The organism is Leclercia sp. S52, from assembly GCF_039727615.1.
Taxonomy (GTDB): Bacteria; Pseudomonadota; Gammaproteobacteria; order Enterobacterales; family Enterobacteriaceae; genus Enterobacter; species Enterobacter adecarboxylatus_B.
In genome coordinates this window covers 3766865-3784883 of sequence record NZ_CP152474.1, presented here as the reverse complement: position 1 = coordinate 3784883, position 18019 = coordinate 3766865, and the positions used below count along the sequence as shown (strand labels likewise).

Below are 18019 nucleotides of genomic sequence, written 5' to 3'. Positions count from 1 at the left end.
TCTCTCCTTACAGCGCGCAGGACACGCAGCCTTCTGTTTCGGTGCCTTCCAGCGCGAGCTGGCGCAGGCGAATGTAATACAGGGTCTTGATCCCTTTCTTCCACGCGTAAATCTGCGCTTTGTTGATGTCGCGGGTGGTGGCGGTGTCCGGGAAGAACAGCGTCAGCGACAGCCCCTGGTCGACGTGCTTCGTCGCCTCGGCATAGGTATCAATAATCTTTTCCGGACCAATCTCGTAGGCGTCCTGGTACAGGGCCAGATTCTCGTTGGTCATAAAGGGGGGCAGGGTAGTAGACGCGCCCGGTTTTCCCCTCTTTGCGGATCTCAATTTTCGACACGATAGGGTGAATGCTGGAGGTCGCATGGTTGATGTACGAGATTGACCCGGTGGGCGGCACCGCCTGCAGGTTCTGGTTGTAGATGCCGTACTGCATCACGTCATCGCGCAGCTTCTGCCACATCTCCCGCGTCGGCAGGGTCACGCCAGCTCGGGCAAACAGGGCACGTACCTTCTCCGTTTTCGGCTGCCAGTCGTTTTCCAGGTACTGACTAAAATACTCCCCGCTAGCGTAGCGCGACTGTTCAAAGCCCGCAAAACGCTGCTGGTGTTCGCGCGCCAGCAGCATCGAGGTATTCAGGGCGTGCCAGGTGATTGTGTAGAAATAGAGGTTGGTGAAGTCCAGCCCCTCCGGGCTGCCGTAGGCGATCCCTTCCCGTGCCAGATAGCCGTGCAGGTTCATCTGCCCGAGGCCAATGGCATGCGAGGCGGCGTTCCCGGCCTCCACCGACGGCACGCTGCGGATATGGCTCATGTCCGACACCGCCGACAGGCCGCGCACCGCGGTCTCGACGGTGCGGCCAAAGTCAGGGGAGTCCATGGTGTGGGCAATGTTCAGCGAGCCCAGATTGCAGGAGATATCGTGCCCGATCCGGGTGTAGTCCAGATCCTCGTCATAGGTCGAGGGGCTGTTGACCTGCAAAATCTCCGAGCACAGGTTGCTCATGTTGATGCGCCCGGCGATGGGGTTGGCGCGGTTAACGGTATCTTCGTACATGATGTACGGATAGCCGGACTCAAACTGGATCTCCGCCAGCCGCTGGAAGAAGTCGCGGGCGTTAATGTAAGTCTTACGGATCCGCGCGTCCGCCACCAGCTCGTCGTACAGCTCGCTCACCGCCACATCGCCAAACGGCTTGCCGTAGAGGCGCTCCACGTCATAGGGGGAGAACAGCGCCATGTCGGCGTTCTCCTTCGCCAGCCGGAAGGTGACATCCGGGATCACCACCCCCAGCGACAGGGTTTTGATGCGGATTTTTTCGTCGGCGTTTTCGCGTTTGGTATCGAGGAACCGCAGGATATCCGGGTGATGGGCGTGGAGATAGACCGCTCCGGCCCCCCTGGCGCGCCCCCAGCTGGTTGGCGTAGGAGAAGGCGTCTTCCAGCATTTTCATCACCGGGATCACCCCGGAGGACTGGTTCTCAATGCGCTTGATCGGCGCGCCCGCTTCCCGCAGGTTCGAGAGTAAAAATGCCACGCCGCCGCCGCGTTTGGAGAGCTGTAGCGCCGAGTTCACGGCGCGGCCGATCGACTCCATATTGTCCTCAATGCGCAGCAGGAAGCAGGAGACCAGCTCTCCGCGCTGGGCCTTGCCGCAGTTGAGGAAGGTGGGCGTTGCGGGCTGAAAACGTCCGGCGAGCATCTCGTCGGTAAGCTGGCGGGCGAGGGTCTCATCCCCCTGGGCCAGCGTCAGGGCCACCATCACCACCCGATCCTCAAAGTGTTCGAGGTACTGCTTACCGTCGAAGGTTTTCAGCGTGTAGCTGGTGTAAAACTTCCAGGCGCCGAGGAAGGTCTGGAAACGAAAACCGCTGGCATGGGCGTGAGCGAACAGCGCCAGCACGAAGGCAGGATCGAAGCGGGCCAGCACCTTCGGATCGTAGTAACTCTCGCTGACGAGATAGTCGAGACGCGCCTGCGGGCTCGCAAAGGTCATGCTGTTGGGGTAGACGTGGGCGTTAAAAAAGGCGTCCACCGCCTCATGATCTTTGCTGAACTGGATCTTCCCGTCCCGATCGTACAGGTTCAGCATGGCGTTCAGCGCATGGTAATCGGTCGATCGCTGCATTACGCGCTCTGCGGTTGTCGTTGCCAAAATTCGTTCACTCCTTTACGCACGTTGGCGACGTCCTGCTCCGTACCCATCAGCTCGAAGCGATAGAGGTACGGCACGCCGCATTTTTGTGAGATGACATCCCCGGCACGGCCGAACGCCTCGCCGAAGTTACGGTTGCCGGCGGCAATCACCCCGCGGATGAGCGCCCGGTTGTGCGGATCGTTGAGGAAGCGGATCGCCTGACGCGGCACCGCCCCGGCCGTTCCACCCCCGCCGTAGCTGGGCACCACCAGAATAAAAGGCTCGTCTACCTGGATCCGCTCCCGCTCGTTCAGCGGGATCCGCACGGCGGGCAGCCCGACGCGGACGATAAAGCGGTGCGTGTTCTCCGAGCTGCTGGAGAAGTAGACGAGCAGGCTCATGCCCGGGCGGCTTGGGCGGGCTGCGGCAGACGGTTAATCAGGTCCGGACGGAAGCCCGACCAGCTCGTTTCCCCGGCGATCACCACCGGCAGCTGGCGGAACCCCTGGGCTTTGAGCGTCTCTGCCGCATCAGGAACCTGGTCAACATTCACCATTTCAAAGGTCACGCCGCGGCTCTCCATGGCGCGTTTGGTAGCATGGCACTGCACACAGTCGTTTCGAGTGTAAATAATAATGCGCATGATTCGTATTTCCATCTAGAATAGGATTCCGACGCCAGTTAGTGCGTCACCAGGAGTCTCTCTTGCTAAAGGGAATACTAGATGTAGTTGTCGTAAGTTTCAACCATACAAGATATGGGAAAATTCGATAGATTGACTGCCGGTGATGTGTTCAGCGGGAGAGAGCGCACGCAGGCCTGAAAAAAGAAAAACCCCCACACCGCAGGGCATGGGGGTCAGAAGGACTAAAGCCGGATTGAGGGTTATTTGCGCAGGGCGAGCAGCGCGCCGATAAAGATCCCCACCGCGGCGACGGTACCTACCGCACACACCGGACGTTCACGGATAAAGGTGCTGGCGCAGCCGATCGCATCGCAGGCGGCCTGCTTGCCGGTAGAGCGCCCCTGCAGACGCGCGCGGGTTTCACGCAACAGCGCTTTGGCCTTACGTCTGGCGTCATCCGTATCGTCTTTCGCATCCGATCCCCAGGATTTCAACACGCTTTCAAGCGAATCCGCTAATTTCCTGACATCGTTATGGATATCCTGAACATCGTCGTCAACATCGTTTCGATTCGAACGGTTAAACATATGCTTCTCCCTTGTATTTGCGGTAATTAAGAGTTTAGACCACCTTTTTAATATCTGAAGCCGGTCACGGCTTATCAGGCCGTTTATGGATTTTTCTGAAAGCCCTGCTATTGCTCAATACGGTAAGGTTGCCCGGCAGGAAATGATAACGAGGAAAGAATATGTATTTACGACCCGATGAGGTTGCGCGCGAACTTGAAAAAGCGGGATTTACCGTGGATGTGGTAACCCCAAGAGCATACGGGTACCGTCGTGGCGATAATTATGTTTACGTGAACCGGGAAGCCCGTATGGGGCGCACGGCGCTGATCATTCACCCGACGCTGAAAGAGAGAAGTCTTTCCTTTGCGGAGCCTGCTTCAGAGATAAAAACCAGCGACCATTACCAGCAGTTCCCGCTCTATTTAGGGGGCAATAACCAGGAACATTATGGTATTCCGCATGGCTTCAGTTCCCGCATGGCGCTGGAACGCTTTCTGAAGGGCCTGTTTGGCGACTCGCAATAACGACGCGACTGGCTTTCGCCAGTCGCTGTGCTTTACGCCTTGACCTGATGATACTGGCTGACTTTGAACAGACGTCGGCAGTAATCGAGGAAATAGCCGTAGACCGCACCCATCATCATCGACACCACGATATTCGAACTTACCGCCGCGGCGATCTGGTGCCAGTCGGCGCCCACCGTTAACAGAATGGCGACATACACCGGTGACTGGAAGGTGACATAGGCCACCACGTCCGCCAGATTTTTCATCCAGCCGCTGGGCGAATAGCGACGGGCAAAGCGCATCACCGCATCGCGATAGAAACCGTATGGCCATGCAATAAGGATATTCACCGGGACGGCTACCAGGCGGGAGGAAAGCGACTGCTCGAAGGTCATTCCGGAGAGGAATATTTCAATCAGCATGTTCACCACCGAACAGTAGACCACCATGGCAAAGGTATCCGCTACCGCGTGACGCAGGCGAGACTGCCGAGAGAACATGTTCTGACTCCTTAAAGGTCGTATAACAGAGAGGCTAAAGCGGGTTGGGTTAGTGCTTTAGTTTGCATTATTTTTCGTGTATAGCGTATCTCTCTGCATTGAAACCTACAATTAGCGATAAATTTTTATTTAATGGCGTTTTGTCCCTAAAATTCTCTAAACGAATCGGTTTTGCCAGCGCGGCGGCATTTTCTCTTCGATCTTTGTTTTTATCTATTTAAAACAAAGGCTTGTAATTTTATTTTTCAGCGGCTGGCATCAGCTGTGTCCAGGGGCAAAAAAATCCCGGGCTTCGCTTGCCGGTTATGTTGTCAGTTTGAGTTTGTTTAGCGTGAAACGCTAAAAATATAACGTTTGTTTTATGCGCTAAGAGTGAATGGATATTCGCTCTGTCCGGAAGGGGAGTTACCTGTCAATTTCCCTGGAAACGTTCAGGAATTAAATAATCATTAAACTGTTTATCAGGATAAATCATACAAAAAGTGAAGTAGCGCGCTTTATATTTTTCTTATTTCATTTAATTTGACATAAATTATATTTTCGTGCGCTGTTGTCTGGATGTTCATAAACAAATGAATTACCATGGCCGCTATTGTTTATTTTATCGGCTTGAAAAGGTTTTCTTTTAATATGACTTCACTGTTACAGAATCTTAATAATATTCGTACTCTGCGCGCCGCGGCGCGTGAATTCTCGCTTGACGTGCTGGAAGATATGCTCGAAAAGCTGCGTATCGTCACGGAAGAAAAACGTAATGAACAGGCTGAAGTCGAACAGCAGCGTGCCGCGCAGAGTGAGAAAATTAACGCCCTGCTGGAAAAAATGAAAGCCGACGGTATTTCGGCAGAAGATCTGCTGGGTTCCGATCTGCTGAACGCCCCGGCGCAGCCGAAAAAACGCCAGGCCCGTGCGGCAAAATATCGCTTTACCGATGTCGACGGTCAGGAAAAAACCTGGACCGGTCAGGGTCGTACGCCGAAGCCTATCGCCCTGGCACTGGCAGAAGGTAAATCACTGGATGATTTCCTGATTTAATCGGTGGATATCGGGCGGAATAACACCGCCCGGTAGCGTCTGCTTAGCAGACCCCAAAATCACCTTCTTCTTTATACAGCGTCACGTCCGCTGCCTTCAGGGTAAATTTCTCGCCCTGCTCGTTACTCGCCTGCACCGCCACAATCTGATCTTCATGCACTTCGAGCACTTTCAGTTTCGGGCCGCCCATGCGCGGTTGTACATAATCACCTACAGAAAACATAGTTATCTCCTCATGATTGTTTCGACCCTAACATTAGCCCAGGCACAGGGCCGGGTACAGCGCCCCGCGCGGATTACCCCCTCAATTTCCAGCCTAAACCTGTGTAAAGAGGGTAAAAGAGGGTAAAACTCCACGCGAACAGTGGCAGCTGGGCGTAGACTCGCTACGCTTAGAGGTAAAATCTCTTTTGTTACAATGACCTGACTGCTTGTATGGAGAATCTATGGGTTTCTGGCGTATCGTTATTACTATTTTGCTTCCCCCGCTTGGCGTGCTGATCGGCAAAGGGTTCGGCTGGGCGTTTATCCTCAACATCATCCTGACGCTGCTGGGCTATATTCCCGGCCTTATTCACGCGTTCTGGGTGCAGAGCCGCAGCTAATAATCCCGCCACAGTAAATCACTGTAGATCCCGGTCAGCACCCCGTCAGGCGCAAACTGCTGTTTGATCCAGCGGGTGACCTGACCGGTCGCCGCATGCTGCGTGGCGAGCAGCATGCGCGAATCCTGGCGCGGGTTGTTAATCCGTCGCGTCACCAGCAGCCCTGCCTCAACCGCCTCTCTCGCCATATGCTCCGGTAAAAACCCAATCCCTTCACCGAGGATCTGACACTGGCACTTGGTATTAAAATCCGGGACCAGGATCGCCTCCTGGCCGTGCAGCAGCCAGCCCACCTTTTTATTGATGGTGTGCGCCGTGTCTTCGACCATGATGTTGGGGTACAGCCGCAGCTGGCTTTCGGCCAGCGGCTCCGGGGCCAGCGCCAGCGGATGTTCCGGGGCGATGGCGAACACCCAGCGGATCGCGCCGATTTCGGTGTAATCGATCCCGCCGCCGTCGAGCAGGGTATCCGGGGCACCGATGGCGATATTCGCCTGGTTATTGATGATCGAATCCCAGACGCCGTTGTAGACCTCGGTGGTGACGGTGATCTGGCAGGTGGGAAACTGCTTTTTCAGCACCTGCAGCAGGCGGGCGGTGTGGCGCGGAGTGTAGAGCAGCTGGTTGATGCAGATCCGCACCCGGGTCTCGATGCCCTGGGAGATGGTGTCGATCCCGCGCTTGATGGCGTGGAAGTCATTCAGCAGGTCTATGGCTTTGCGGTAGAAGTAGAACCCCGATTCGGTCAGCTCGATGCTGCGGGTGTTACGCACAAACAGCACCACGTCGAGGCCGGTCTCCATCCGCTTGATGGTGTAGCTGATGGCCGAGGTGGTCACCCCCAGCTCGGTGGCGGCTTTGCTGAAGCTGCCAAAACGCGCCGCGGTGGTAAAGGCCAGCAGGTTCTCTTCGGTAAAGATGGAATTCATATTATGGCTCCCGGCACTCATCAGTTTTGAACATATTTTAACAAAGTGGTTACAACGCATTTGAAGCCGGTCACAGTTCTGCTAATTTGCTGCGAGCCGCGCGGCGCAAGGGCTGCGTAAACATAAGCAGAATGCAATTTACGCGCTTAAAAAGCGGTAAAACATAAGGAAAAGGTTGCACAGACGCACATTTTGACTCCACTGTTAAATTTAACTCAACAATGAATTGGCTGTCGATGAATCATTTTTAAGCGGATTCTTTTCTGACCAGGCCGTTGCTATGCTCAGTCCATCAGAAAGGAAAACCAGGAGTGTGGATATGTCCAACAATGAGCTCGTCACTGAATTTCTGCTAGCCGCCGAACAGGGAAATGCCGACGCATTAAAAGCCTGTCTGGAGAAAGGGGTGGATATTAACGCCACCAACCGGCAGAAAAGAACCGCCGTCATTATTGCCAGCCTGAATAAACATTATCCCTGCGTTGAGTTATTGATTGCCGCCGGGGCCAATATCGACCAGCAGGATCAGACCTGCTTCAACCCGTTCCTGATTAGCTGCCTGACCAACGATCTCACCCTGCTGCGCCTGGTGCTGCCGGCCAACCCGGATCTCGACAGGCTGACCCGCTTTGGCGGCGTGGGCATTACCCCGGCCAGCGAGAAAGGCCATCTGGAGGTGGTGCAGGAGCTGCTGGCCCATACCGACATCAACGTCAACCACACCAACTTCGTGGGCTGGACGCCGCTGCTGGAAGCCATCGTCCTCAATGACGGCGGTGCCCGCCAGCAGGCGATCGTGAAGCTGCTGCTCGACCACGGCGCCAACCCGCACATGACCGACAAATACGGCAAATCCCCTCTCGAACTGGCGCGGGAAAAAGGCTTCAGCGAGATCGCCGATCTGCTGCTCGCCGCCGGCGCGTAATACCCCCGGCCAGCGGTTTCGCGCTGGCCTGAAATAAAAATAGCGCTTTCCATCATGCCTTCGGGCGTGATGTGGCCCCCTTTTGCCCGCATCCAGGAGGACGTAATGCCCACCAAAATCGTTATAAAAAAGAATACTTATTTTGATTCCGTATCGCTGATGTCGGTTTCCACCAAAGCCAACAAATTGCCCGGCGTGGAACAGGCCTTTGTCGCCATGGCCACCGAAATGAATAAAGGCGTATTAAAAAACCTCGGCCTGCTGACGCCGGAATTAGCAGACGCCAAAAACGGCGACCTGATGATCGTCATTAAAGGCGAGGCCGCCAACGATGAAACCCTGGCCGCCATCGAAGCCCTGTTCACCCGCAAAGAGAGCGCGGGCTCCCACGAAGCGCGCTACGCCACCCTCGCCAGCGCCAAAACCCATCGCCCGGACGCCAACCTGGCGGTAATTTCGGTCAACGGTACCTTTGCCGCCCGCGAGGCGCGCCAGGCGCTGGAGAACGATCTCAACGTGATGCTGTTCTCCGATAACGTCTCCCTCGACGACGAGCTGGCGCTCAAGCAGCTGGCCCACGAGAAAGGGCTGCTGATGATGGGCCCGGACTGCGGCACCGCCATCATTAACGGGGCCGGACTGTGCTTTGCCAACGCGGTGCGTCGCGGGCCGATTGGCATCGTTGGCGCGTCCGGCACCGGCAGCCAGGAGCTGAGCGCGCGCATCCACGAGTTCGGCGGCGGCATCTCCCAGCTGATCGGCACCGGCGGCCGCGATCTGAGCGAAAAAATCGGCGGGCTGATGATGCTCGACGCCATCGCCATGCTGGAAGCGGACGCCACCACCCAGGTCATCGCCCTGATCTCCAAACCGCCTGCGCCTGCGGTGGCCGAGAAAGTGCTGGCCCGCGCCCGCGCCTGCCGTAAACCGGTGGTGGTCTGTTTCCTTGGTCGCAACGCGCCACCGGCCGATGAAGACGGATTACAGTTTGCCCGCGGTACCAAAGAGGCGGCGCTGAAGGCAGTCCTGCTCACCGGCATCAGGAAAGAGTCGCTGGATCTGCACCCGCTCAACTGGCCGCTGATCGAAGAGGTGCGCGCCCGTCTGACCCCGCAGCAGAAGTACATTCGCGGCCTGTTCTGCGGCGGCACCCTGTGCGACGAAGCCATGTTCGCCGCGCTGGAAAAGTACGACGACGTCTACAGCAACATTCAGCCGGATCCAACCAGACGTCTGGCCGATATCAACGTCAGCCAGGCCCACACCTTCCTCGACTTTGGCGATGACGACTTCACCAACGGCAAACCGCACCCGATGATCGACCCGACCAACCGCATCAGCCGCCTGCTGCAGGAGGCCCGCGATCCGGAAGTCGGAGTGATCGTCATGGACTTCGTCCTCGGGTTCGGATCGCACGAGGATCCGGTCGGGGTGATGATCGACGCGATCAAGGAGGCACAGGCGATCGCCATAGCCGACAACCGTCCGCTGGAGATCCTCGGCTATGTGCTCGGCACCGACCAGGATACCCCGTCCCTGACCCAGCAGTGCCAGCTGCTGACCGATGCGGGCGTGATCTGGGCCAGCAGCAGTACCAACACCGGATTACTGGCACGTGAATTTGTCTGCAAAGGGGAGAAAGCCTGATGACCACCTTATTTAACCAGCCGCTGAACGTCATTAACGTCGGCATTGCCATGTTCAGCGATGACCTGAAGAAGCAGCACGTCCCGGTTACCCATCTTGACTGGACCCCGCCGGGGCAGGGCAATCTGCAGGTGGTCGAGGCCCTCGATCAGCTGGCGGCGAAACCGCTGGCGGAGAAAATTGCCGCCGCCAACAAGATTGCGCTGGAGCGCATTATCCAGTCCCACCCGGTGCTGGTGGGCTACGACCAGGCGATCAACGTCGTACCTGGCATGACCCGCACCACCATCCTGCACGCCGGTCCGCCTGTCTCATGGGAGAACATGTGCGGGGCGATGAAAGGGGCAGTCACCGGGGCGCTGGTGTTTGAAGGGTTAGCCACAGACCTGGACGACGCGGCGCGGCTGGCGGCCTCAGGCGACATCACCTTCTCGCCGTGCCACGAGCACGACTGCGTGGGCTCAATGGCGGGCGTCACCTCGGCATCGATGTTTATGCACATCGTCGAGAACAAAACGTACGGCAACCGCGCCTTCACCAACCTCAGCGAGCAGATGGCGAAGATCCTGCGCATGGGCGCCAACGACCAGAGCGTGATCGATCGTCTGAACTGGATGCGTGACGTGCTCGGCCCGATGCTGCGCGACGCCATGAAAATCATCGGCGAAATCGACCTGCGTCTGATGCTGGCTCAGGCCCTGCACATGGGCGACGAGTGCCACAACCGCAACAACGCGGGCACCACGCTGCTGATTCAGGCCTTAACCCCAGGGCTGATCCAGGCGGGCTATCCGGTGGAGCAGCAGCGCCAGGTGTTTGAGTTTGTCGCCAGCAGCGACTACTTCTCCGGCCCGACCTGGATGGCGATGTGTAAAGCCGCGCTGGATGCCGCCCACGGCATCGAGTACAGCACCGTGGTCACCACCATGGCACGCAACGGCTACGAGTTTGGCCTGCGCATCTCCGGCCTGCCGGGGCAGTGGTTCACCGGCCCGGCGCAGCAGGTGATTGGCCCGATGTTTGCGGGCTACAAGCCGGAAGACTCCGGGCTGGATATCGGCGACAGCGCCATCACCGAAACCTACGGCATTGGAGGCTTTGCGATGGCGACGGCCCCGGCGATTGTGGCCCTGGTGGGCGGCACGGTGGAAGAAGCCATCGACTTCTCGCGTCAGATGCGTGAGATCACCCTCGGCGAAAACCCGAACGTCACCATCCCGCTGCTGTCGTTTATGGGCATCCCGACCGCCATCGACATCACGAAAGTGGCGGGCAGCGGCATTCTGCCGGTGATCAACACGGCGATTGCCCACAAGGACGCCGGGATCGGCATGATTGGGGCGGGCATCGTTCACCCGCCGTTTAGCTGTTTTGAAAAGGCGCTGTTGACCTTCCGCGATCGCTACTTCCTATAAGGTAAGCATCCATGAAAAGCATGAAACTGGAGTGGAAAAGAGGTGACTGGGCGGCGTACTTCGGGTTGATGACCAACAACCTGACGAACCTGCTGACTATGATGGGGCTGCTCATTTTTGTCGTCGGCATCCCGAAAGAGATTGTTTATGGACGTATTGCGCCGGCCTTCGGGCTGGCGGTACTGGTGGCGAGCGTCTGCTACGCGTGGTTCGGCCTGCAGATGGCGCGCCAGACCGGGCGTAACGACGTGACCGCACTGCCGTCGGGGCCGAGCGCCCCGTCGATCTTCACCGTGACCTTCCTGGTGCTGATGCCGGTCTATCAGCAGACCGGCGATGCGGATTTCGCCATCCAGATTGGTCTGGTGTGGTGCTTCGTGGAGGCGATGATCCTCGCGGGCGGCTCCTTCCTCGGCGAAACCATCCGCAAGATGATCCCGCGTACCGTGCTGCTGTCGTGCCTCTCCGGTCTGGGTCTGCTGCTGCTGGCGATGAACCCGATGCTGCAGGCGTTCGAAGCGCCGACGGTCTCCTTCATCGTGCTGCTGCTGATCTTCATCAACTGGTTTGGCAAAAAGCCGATTTTCGCCCGCATCCCGACTGGTCTGCTGCTGCTGGTCGCCGGTACCGCGCTGGCGTGGATCTCCGGCCTGCAAAGCCCGGAAGCGATCAAGGCCTCCATGTCCTCCTTCGGCTTTAACCCGCCGGAAGTGCATATCGACAGCTTTATGCAGGGGCTGCCGCACGCGCTGCCGTATCTGGCCTCTGCCGTACCGCTGGGGCTGGCGAACTACATCTTTGACCTCGAGAACATCGAAAGCGCCCACGCGGCGGGGGATGAGTACCCGACCCGCAAGGTGATGCTGGCCAACGGTCTGGCCTCGATGCTCGGCTGCCTGATGGGCAACCCCTTCCCGGTGACGGTCTACGTCGGTCATGCGGGCTGGAAAGCGATGGGGGCGAGCATCGGCTACACGCTGGCTTCCGGCGTGACCATGTTCATCGTGCCGCTGTTCGGGCTGGGGGCCTTTATGCTCGCCATCATCCCGATGACCGCCATCGTGCCGATTCTGGTATTTATCGGCGTGGTCACCGCCAACCAGGTGGTGAGGGAAACGCCCAAAGTGGAGGTGCCCGTCATCTTTATCTGTCTGTTCCCGTGGATCGCCAACTGGGCGCTGACCATGATGAACAGCGTGATGGGGGCGGCGGGCACCAACGCGGCGAAAATCGGCACCGACGTGCTGCACAGCAAAGGGATTTACTACGAAGGGCTGATGCACCTCGGCAACGGCGCACCGCTGGCCAGCATGCTGTGGGGCTGTATCGCCATCTTCGCCATCATCAATAAACCGCTGCGCGGTGCGGTCGCTGCCGCCGTCGGGGCACTGCTGGCCCTCTTCGGGGTGATCCATGCGCCGGTGGTCGGCTTTGCCGAGGGCAGCTCCCTGACCTTCGTCACCGCCTACCTGATGATGAGCGGCATGTTTGTGGTGAAGCATGTCCTCGATAGCCGTGAAGTTGCGAGCGCTGCGGCACCGGTTTCTGAATCCTAAAACATTGCCCCTCACCCTAACCCTCTCCCCTATGGGGAGAGGGTTAGGGTGAGGGGCCCAGACCGCACAGTTTAAGGAACCTATATGAAAGAACTCATGGTCGTCGCCATCGGCGGCAACAGCATTATCAAAGATAACGCCAGCCAGTCGATTGAGCACCAGGCGCAGGCGGTGAAAGCGGTCGCGGAATCGGTGCTGGAGATGCTGGCCTCCGACTATGACATCGTCCTCACCCACGGCAATGGCCCCCAGGTGGGGCTGGATCTGCGCCGGGCGGAAATTGCCCACGAGCGGGAAGGGCTGCCGCTGACCCCGCTGGCGAACTGCGTGGCCGATACCCAGGGCGGGATTGGCTACCTGATCCAGCAGGCGCTGAACAACCGCCTGGCCGCTCGCGGCGAGCAGAAGGCGGTGACGGTAGTTACTCAGGTGGAAGTGGATAAAAACGACCCCGGCTTTACCCATCCGACTAAACCGATTGGCGCCTTCTTCAGCGAGGCCCAGCGGGATGAGCTGCAGCGCGCCCATCCTGACTGGCATTTCGTTGAGGACTCTGGCCGCGGTTACCGCCGCGTGGTGGCCTCGCCGCAGCCGGTGCGCATCGTCGAAGCCGACGCCATCAAGGCCCTGACGCAAAAAGGCTTTGTGGTGATTGGCGCGGGCGGCGGCGGTATTCCGGTGGTACGTACCGAACAGGGCGACTATCAGAGCGTCGATGCGGTGATCGACAAAGATCTCTCCACCGCGCTGCTGGCCCGCGAGATCCACGCCAACGTGCTGGTGATCACCACCGGCGTCGAGAAGGTGTGCATCCACTTCGGCAAGCCCAACCAGCAGGCGCTGGAGACGGTGAGCGTGGCGCAGATGACGCGCTATATGGAAGAGGGCCACTTCCCGGCGGGCAGCATGCTGCCGAAAATCGTTGCCAGCCTGGAATTCCTGCACCACGGCGGCACGCGGGTGATCATCACCTCGCCGGACTGCCTGCCCGCAGCGCTGCGTGGCGAGACGGGTACACATATTGTGGCTTAACCCCGGCGGGCTTCCTGCCCGCCGCGAGACAGTAAAAGGACAAGACAATGAGTGAAAATAAAAGCCGCCGGGAGTTTCTCAGCCAGAGCGGCAAAATCGCAACCGCTGCTACCGCCTGTGCGCTGTTTGGCGCTACCGGCTCCGTCGCGTATGCTGCTGACACCGCAAAACCGACCTGCGAGACGGGCAAACCGATGAACATCACCGCCACCCACTACTATCTGGACAACGTGCTGCTGGAGGCCGGGTTTAACTTCGACGGCGACGTGGCCGTCAGCACCCGCACCGAGCTGAAAACGCTGGAGATAAAGGACGGCAAAATCGCCGCCCTGCTGGATAACAACAGCCACGCCGACGCCACGCTGCCGCACTACGATGGCGGCGGCAAGCTGCTGCTCCCGGCGATGCGCGACATGCACATCCATCTGGATAAGACCTTCTACGGCGGCCCGTGGCGCTCGCTCAACCGTCCGGCGGGAACCACCATTCAGGACATGATCCGTCTGGAGCAAAAGCTACTTCCGGAACTGCAACCCTACACTCAGGAGCGGGCGGAAAAGCTGATCGATCTGATCCAGTCGAAGGGCTCCACCATCGCCCGCAGCCACTGCAATATCGAGCCGACCTCCGGGCTGAAAAACCTGGAAAATTTACAGGCCGTGCTGGCGCGGCGTAAGCCTGGATTCGACTGCGAGATTGTCGCCTTCCCGCAGCACGGCCTGTTGCTCTCGAACGCGGAAAAGCTGATGCGTGAGGCGATGCAGGCCGGGGCGCACTATGTGGGCGGGCTGGATCCGACCAGCGTCGACGGGGCGATGGAGAAGTCCCTCGACCTCATGTTCCAGATTGCGCTGGATTACGACAAAGGGGTGGATATCCACCTGCACGAAACCAGCCCGGCGGGCGTGGCGGCGGTGAACTACATGGTGCAAACCGTGGAGAAAACCCCCGAGCTGAAGGGCAAGCTGACCATCAGCCACGCCTTTGCCCTGGCCACGCTCAACGAGCAGGAGGTGGACGCCCTGGCCCCGCGCATGGCGGCGCAGCAGATCACCATCGCCTCCACCGTGCCGATCGGCACCCTGCATATGCCGCTGAAGCAGCTGCGCGATAAAGGGGTATTTGTCATCACCGGCACTGACAGCGTGATCGACCACTGGTCGCCGTATGGCTTGGGCGACATGCTGGAAAAAGCCAACCTCTATGCCCAGCTCTATATCCGCCCGAACGAGCAGACGCTGTCCCGCGCGTTAGGTATCGCCACCGGCGACGTGCTGCCGCTGAACGACAAAGGCGAGCGCGTGTGGCCGAAAGCCCAGGATGCCGCCAGCTTTGTGCTGGTGGACGCCTCCTGCTCCGCCGAAGCGGTAGCGCGCATTTCTCCGCGCACCGCGACCTTCCATAACGGCAACCTCGTTTGGGGAACGGTAAGCTGATGTGCATTTCCCCCCTCTCCCTGTGGGAGAGGGAGGGGTGAGGGCAACAGACCGCACTTCTGTAGGCCGGGTAAGCGAAGCGCCACCCGGCGATGCAGTATACTGCTATGCACATTCTTAAAGAGGGATCTGCCATGGCACAAAACATCTACGATAACCCGGCCTTTTTCGAAGGATATGCCCGGCTTCCGCGTTCGGTGCAGGGGCTGGATGGCGCACCGGAATGGCCAGCGCTCAAAAGTATGCTGCCGGATTTAGCAGGGAGATCGGTTATCGACCTCGGCTGCGGCTACGGGTGGTTTTGCCGCGTGGCGCGTGAGCAGGGCGCTGCTGAAGTGATCGGAGTCGATATCTCCGAAAAAATGCTCGCCCGTGCAGCGGAACTCACCGACGACGTTTGTATTCGCTATCAGCGCAGCGACCTCGAATCACTGGAGCTTCAGGATAACTGCCTCGATCTGGTCTACAGCTCGCTGGCGCTGCACTATCTGCCGGAACTCGACACCCTGTTTGGTAAAATCCAGCGCGCGCTCAAACCGGGCGGCAGTCTGGTGTTTTCCATTGAGCACCCCATTTACACCTGCGCCACGCGTCAGGGCTGGCTGACCGACGATAACGGCGACCGTTTCTGGTGCGTTAATCGCTATCAGGAACAGGGGAAACGCGTCAGCAATTGGCTGGCTGAGGGCGTCATCAAATATCACCGCACCCTGGGCACGACAATCAACGCTCTGATCAAGGCCGGGCTGACGATCAATGAGGTCAATGAGTGGGGGCCAACGCAGGCGCAGATTGATGCCTGGCCTGCACTGGCCGAAGAGGCGGAACGTCCGATGCTGGTGCTGATTTCCGCCTGTAAGCCTCAGTAACCCACCTTATACACCCGTCCGCTCTGCACCCCTTCCACGCTGCGGCGATAGGCCTGGGCAACGGTCGCGGCGGGCACGCTTTCAAAGCCCGGGAAGAAACCGTCGTAGGCCTCGGCCGATTCCGTTAATACCGTTGGGCTAATCAGGTTGATGCGGATACCCCGCGGCAGTTCGCAGGCCGCAGCGCGGACAAAGCCCTCCAGCGCGGCGTTCACCGTGGTGGCATTCACCCCCCTGGGCAATCGGCTCATGGGCCACAATCCCGCTGACCAGGGTAATCGACCCGCCTTCATTCAGATAGTGCTGCCCGGTCAGCGCCAGCCGCACCTGGCCCAGCAATTTATCCTGTAGCCCCTGGTTGAACTGGCTGTCGGTCATGGTCGCGAGCGGGCCAAAGTGCAGTCCGCCGCTGGCGGAGACAATCGCATCCACCGGACCGATCTTCTCGAACAGCGCCTGCACGCTGGCCTGGGAGGTGATATCCACCTGATGATCGCCCTGAGTGCGACCCACGCGAATGACCTCATGACGACGACTCAACTCTTCTGTGACTGCCTGACCGACCGTACCGCTGGCACCAATAATGACGATTTTCATAGCCGACTCCTCTGTGTTGTGAGCCTTGATTGTTTAACAAACCGCAGAGCGGATAAACTGGGCTAAAGTTAGATCATTATTAACCAGAGGTTTGTAATATGGATAAGCTTCGCGGCATGGAAACCTTTATCGCGGTGGTGGAGAGCGGCAGCTTTACCGGAGCCGCCGCGCGGCTGGAGATGTCGGCGGTGATGGTCGGGAAGTACATCGCCCAACTGGAGGCCCGGCTCGGCACCCGGTTGCTGGAGCGCAACACCCGCCGCCAGAGCCTGACCGACGCCGGAAGGGTCTATTTTGATGAGGCAAAGCGGGTCCTCGAGCAGGTCGCCATCGCCGAAAGTTCGGTGGAGCGCCTGCGTACCGCGCCCGCGGGCACGCTGCGGGTGACCGCGCCCACCTCGTTCGGCGGATGCGTGATCGCTCCGCTGACCGCCACCTTTTTGCAGCGTTTCCCGGAGGTGCGCGTCGAGCTGGATCTCACCAACCGGATGGTCGATCTGGTGGAGGAGGGGGTTGATCTGGCGATCCGCATTGGCGACATCCACGCCGAGGATCTGGTGGCGAAATACCTTTGCCCGTACCGGATGGTGATCTGCGCCGCGCCGGACTATTTAGCCCGCCACGGCACACCGCAAACGCCGAACGATCTGGTGGATCATCTCTGTTTGTCCCACACGGTCTGGACCGCGCGCAACGAGTGGCGACTGCCGGGCGTGGAAGGGGAGGTGCGCTGGAAGCGCGATGCGATTTTGCGCTGTAACGACGGATACGGCCTGCGGATGGCGGCGATTGCCGGGGCGGGATTACTGTTACAACCGGAGGTGCTGGTGGCGGACGAGCTGGCGAATGGTCGGCTGATACGTGTTTTAGAACGTTACACACCACAACCCCGACCGGTGCATCTTTTGTGGCGTCAGGACTTACGACCTTTGCCGAAACTTACCCAATTTATCGCACATATTATGCAGGCCGGGGAATAGTGCGGTCTGTAACGCCCGGCGGCGCTGCGCTTGCCGGGCCTACAATACTGTCCCCTCTCCCTTTCAGGGAGAGGGTTAGGGTGAGGGTCAGAAACGATAACCTACGCCCACATTCCAGCCGTCGATCCCGTAATCGTCACCCAGGTCGGCAGTGGTACCTTCGTAACCGACGTGGATTGCCAGCTCAGGCGTTGGGTTGAACTGCACGCCTGCGCCGTAGGCGAAAGAGGTCGATTTCTCATCGATGCCGTCGCGCTGGGTATAGTTGTCGCCGCCGTTCACCCAAGTGGTATGACCGTCAGCTTTCACGCGAGCCACACCGCCCAGCGCATACAGGGAAACGAAATCATTCAGGCGATATGCCGGGCCTGCCATCAGGGAGTAATATTTCACTTCGATATGGTTTTTAACGGAGTCAGAGAAGAGATAATAATGCTCGTCCTGATCGCCGCTCATATAGGTGAATGAACCCATCAGGCTAACCGGGGAATCCCACTCATAGCGATACTGAACGTTCACGCCGCGAATATTTTTAAAGTCTTCAACGTTACTCTGCGCATAACCCACAGAAACGGTCTGATTATCCGCCAGAGCCGCGCCGCTTGCCAGACCCGCCGCAACCAATACCGCCAGAGCTATTTTTTTCATTTTCCGTAA

The 18019-nt window shown here is 58.6% G+C and carries 18 protein-coding genes and 2 pseudogenes; 11 read left to right on the top strand and 9 right to left on the bottom strand.

What is annotated here, in order from left to right:
- Positions 1-7: 7 nt before the first annotated feature.
- From nrdE to AAHB66_RS18025, 4 genes and pseudogenes are all read right to left on the bottom strand, one after another.
- Positions 8-2154 (bottom strand): annotated as a pseudogene (nrdE, locus tag AAHB66_RS18040) (class 1b ribonucleoside-diphosphate reductase subunit alpha).
- On the bottom strand, positions 2127-2537 hold the full coding sequence (nrdI, locus tag AAHB66_RS18035; protein ID WP_347113914.1) for a class Ib ribonucleoside-diphosphate reductase assembly flavoprotein NrdI: 411 nt from the start codon (positions 2535-2537) through the stop codon (positions 2127-2129). Before nrdI ends, nrdE begins: the two are co-directional and overlap by 28 nt.
- Positions 2534-2794: a glutaredoxin-like protein NrdH gene (gene nrdH, locus AAHB66_RS18030; RefSeq protein WP_347113912.1), complete on the bottom strand. Its 261-nt coding sequence runs from the start codon at positions 2792-2794 to the stop codon at positions 2534-2536. Before nrdH ends, nrdI begins: the two co-directional genes overlap by 4 nt.
- 227 nt (positions 2795-3021) lie before the next feature.
- Positions 3022-3348 carry a DUF883 family protein gene (locus AAHB66_RS18025; RefSeq protein WP_347113910.1) on the bottom strand — a complete coding sequence of 109 codons (327 nt, stop codon included), beginning with the start codon at positions 3346-3348 and terminating at the stop codon, positions 3022-3024.
- 161 nt (positions 3349-3509) lie between these two features.
- Here AAHB66_RS18025 and AAHB66_RS18020 point away from each other — a divergent pair, with 161 nt between their 5' ends.
- Positions 3510-3854: a DUF2002 family protein gene (locus tag AAHB66_RS18020; protein WP_333855068.1), complete on the top strand. Its 345-nt coding sequence runs from the start codon at positions 3510-3512 to the stop codon at positions 3852-3854.
- A gap of 32 nt (positions 3855-3886) precedes the next feature.
- Here the strand turns inward: AAHB66_RS18020 and alaE are convergent, their stop codons facing one another.
- Positions 3887-4336 (bottom strand): L-alanine exporter AlaE, encoded by a 450-nt coding sequence (gene alaE, locus AAHB66_RS18015; protein WP_347113908.1) that lies wholly within the window; start codon positions 4334-4336, stop codon positions 3887-3889.
- Positions 4337-4966: 630 nt separating this feature from the next.
- Here alaE and stpA point away from each other — a divergent pair.
- On the top strand, positions 4967-5371 hold the full coding sequence (gene stpA / locus AAHB66_RS18010) for a DNA-binding protein StpA (RefSeq protein ID WP_347113906.1): 405 nt from the start codon (positions 4967-4969) through the stop codon (positions 5369-5371).
- Between the two features lie 43 nt (positions 5372-5414).
- On the opposite strand, the gene AAHB66_RS18005 is transcribed toward stpA, so the two are convergent.
- Positions 5415-5594 (bottom strand): hypothetical protein, encoded by a 180-nt coding sequence (locus AAHB66_RS18005; protein ID WP_347113904.1) that lies wholly within the window; start codon positions 5592-5594, stop codon positions 5415-5417.
- Between the two features lie 223 nt (positions 5595-5817).
- Here AAHB66_RS18005 and AAHB66_RS18000 point away from each other — a divergent pair, with 223 nt between their 5' ends.
- On the top strand, positions 5818-5976 hold the full coding sequence (locus AAHB66_RS18000) for a YqaE/Pmp3 family membrane protein (RefSeq protein ID WP_333855073.1): 159 nt from the start codon (positions 5818-5820) through the stop codon (positions 5974-5976).
- Here AAHB66_RS18000 and AAHB66_RS17995 read toward each other — a convergent pair.
- A complete protein-coding gene (locus AAHB66_RS17995; protein ID WP_347113903.1) occupies positions 5973-6905 on the bottom strand; it encodes a LysR substrate-binding domain-containing protein in 933 nt (310 codons plus the stop codon). The genes AAHB66_RS18000 and AAHB66_RS17995 overlap by 4 nt on opposite strands.
- 319 nt (positions 6906-7224) lie before the next feature.
- On the opposite strand from AAHB66_RS17995, the gene AAHB66_RS17990 reads away from it, so the two are divergent.
- The 7 genes from AAHB66_RS17990 (at position 7225) to AAHB66_RS17960 (ending at position 15785) form a co-directional block, all read left to right on the top strand.
- A complete protein-coding gene (locus AAHB66_RS17990) occupies positions 7225-7830 on the top strand; it encodes an ankyrin repeat domain-containing protein (protein WP_347113902.1) in 606 nt (201 codons plus the stop codon).
- 105 nt (positions 7831-7935) lie between these two features.
- Positions 7936-9477, top strand: a complete 1542-nt coding sequence (gene fdrA, locus AAHB66_RS17985; protein WP_347113901.1) for an acyl-CoA synthetase FdrA — start codon at positions 7936-7938, stop codon at positions 9475-9477.
- Positions 9477-10892: a DUF1116 domain-containing protein gene (locus tag AAHB66_RS17980; protein ID WP_347113899.1), complete on the top strand. Its 1416-nt coding sequence runs from the start codon at positions 9477-9479 to the stop codon at positions 10890-10892. Before fdrA ends, AAHB66_RS17980 begins: the two co-directional genes overlap by 1 nt.
- Before the next feature lie 11 nt (positions 10893-10903).
- Positions 10904-12448, top strand: a complete 1545-nt coding sequence (locus tag AAHB66_RS17975) for a xanthine permease (protein WP_347113897.1) — start codon at positions 10904-10906, stop codon at positions 12446-12448.
- An 84-nt stretch (positions 12449-12532) separates the two neighbouring features.
- Positions 12533-13480, top strand: a complete 948-nt coding sequence (locus AAHB66_RS17970) for a carbamate kinase family protein (RefSeq protein ID WP_347113896.1) — start codon at positions 12533-12535, stop codon at positions 13478-13480.
- Positions 13481-13527: 47 nt separating this feature from the next.
- Positions 13528-14916, top strand: coding sequence for an amidohydrolase family protein (locus AAHB66_RS17965; RefSeq protein WP_347113894.1), 1389 nt, complete (start codon positions 13528-13530; stop codon positions 14914-14916).
- Between the two features lie 134 nt (positions 14917-15050).
- On the top strand, positions 15051-15785 hold the full coding sequence (locus AAHB66_RS17960; RefSeq protein ID WP_347113892.1) for a class I SAM-dependent methyltransferase: 735 nt from the start codon (positions 15051-15053) through the stop codon (positions 15783-15785).
- Here AAHB66_RS17960 and AAHB66_RS17955 read toward each other — a convergent pair.
- Positions 15779-16382 (bottom strand): annotated as a pseudogene (locus tag AAHB66_RS17955) (short chain dehydrogenase). The gene AAHB66_RS17960 and the pseudogene AAHB66_RS17955 sit on opposite strands and share 7 nt — an antisense overlap.
- 98 nt (positions 16383-16480) lie before the next feature.
- Here AAHB66_RS17955 and AAHB66_RS17950 point away from each other — a divergent pair.
- Complete coding sequence (locus AAHB66_RS17950) at positions 16481-17362, top strand: LysR family transcriptional regulator (RefSeq protein WP_347113890.1); 882 nt, start codon at positions 16481-16483, stop codon at positions 17360-17362.
- 87 nt (positions 17363-17449) lie between these two features.
- Here AAHB66_RS17950 and AAHB66_RS17945 read toward each other — a convergent pair whose 3' ends face one another.
- Positions 17450-18010: an Ail/Lom family outer membrane beta-barrel protein gene (locus tag AAHB66_RS17945; protein ID WP_347113888.1), complete on the bottom strand. Its 561-nt coding sequence runs from the start codon at positions 18008-18010 to the stop codon at positions 17450-17452.
- Positions 18011-18019: the final 9 nt, after the last annotated feature.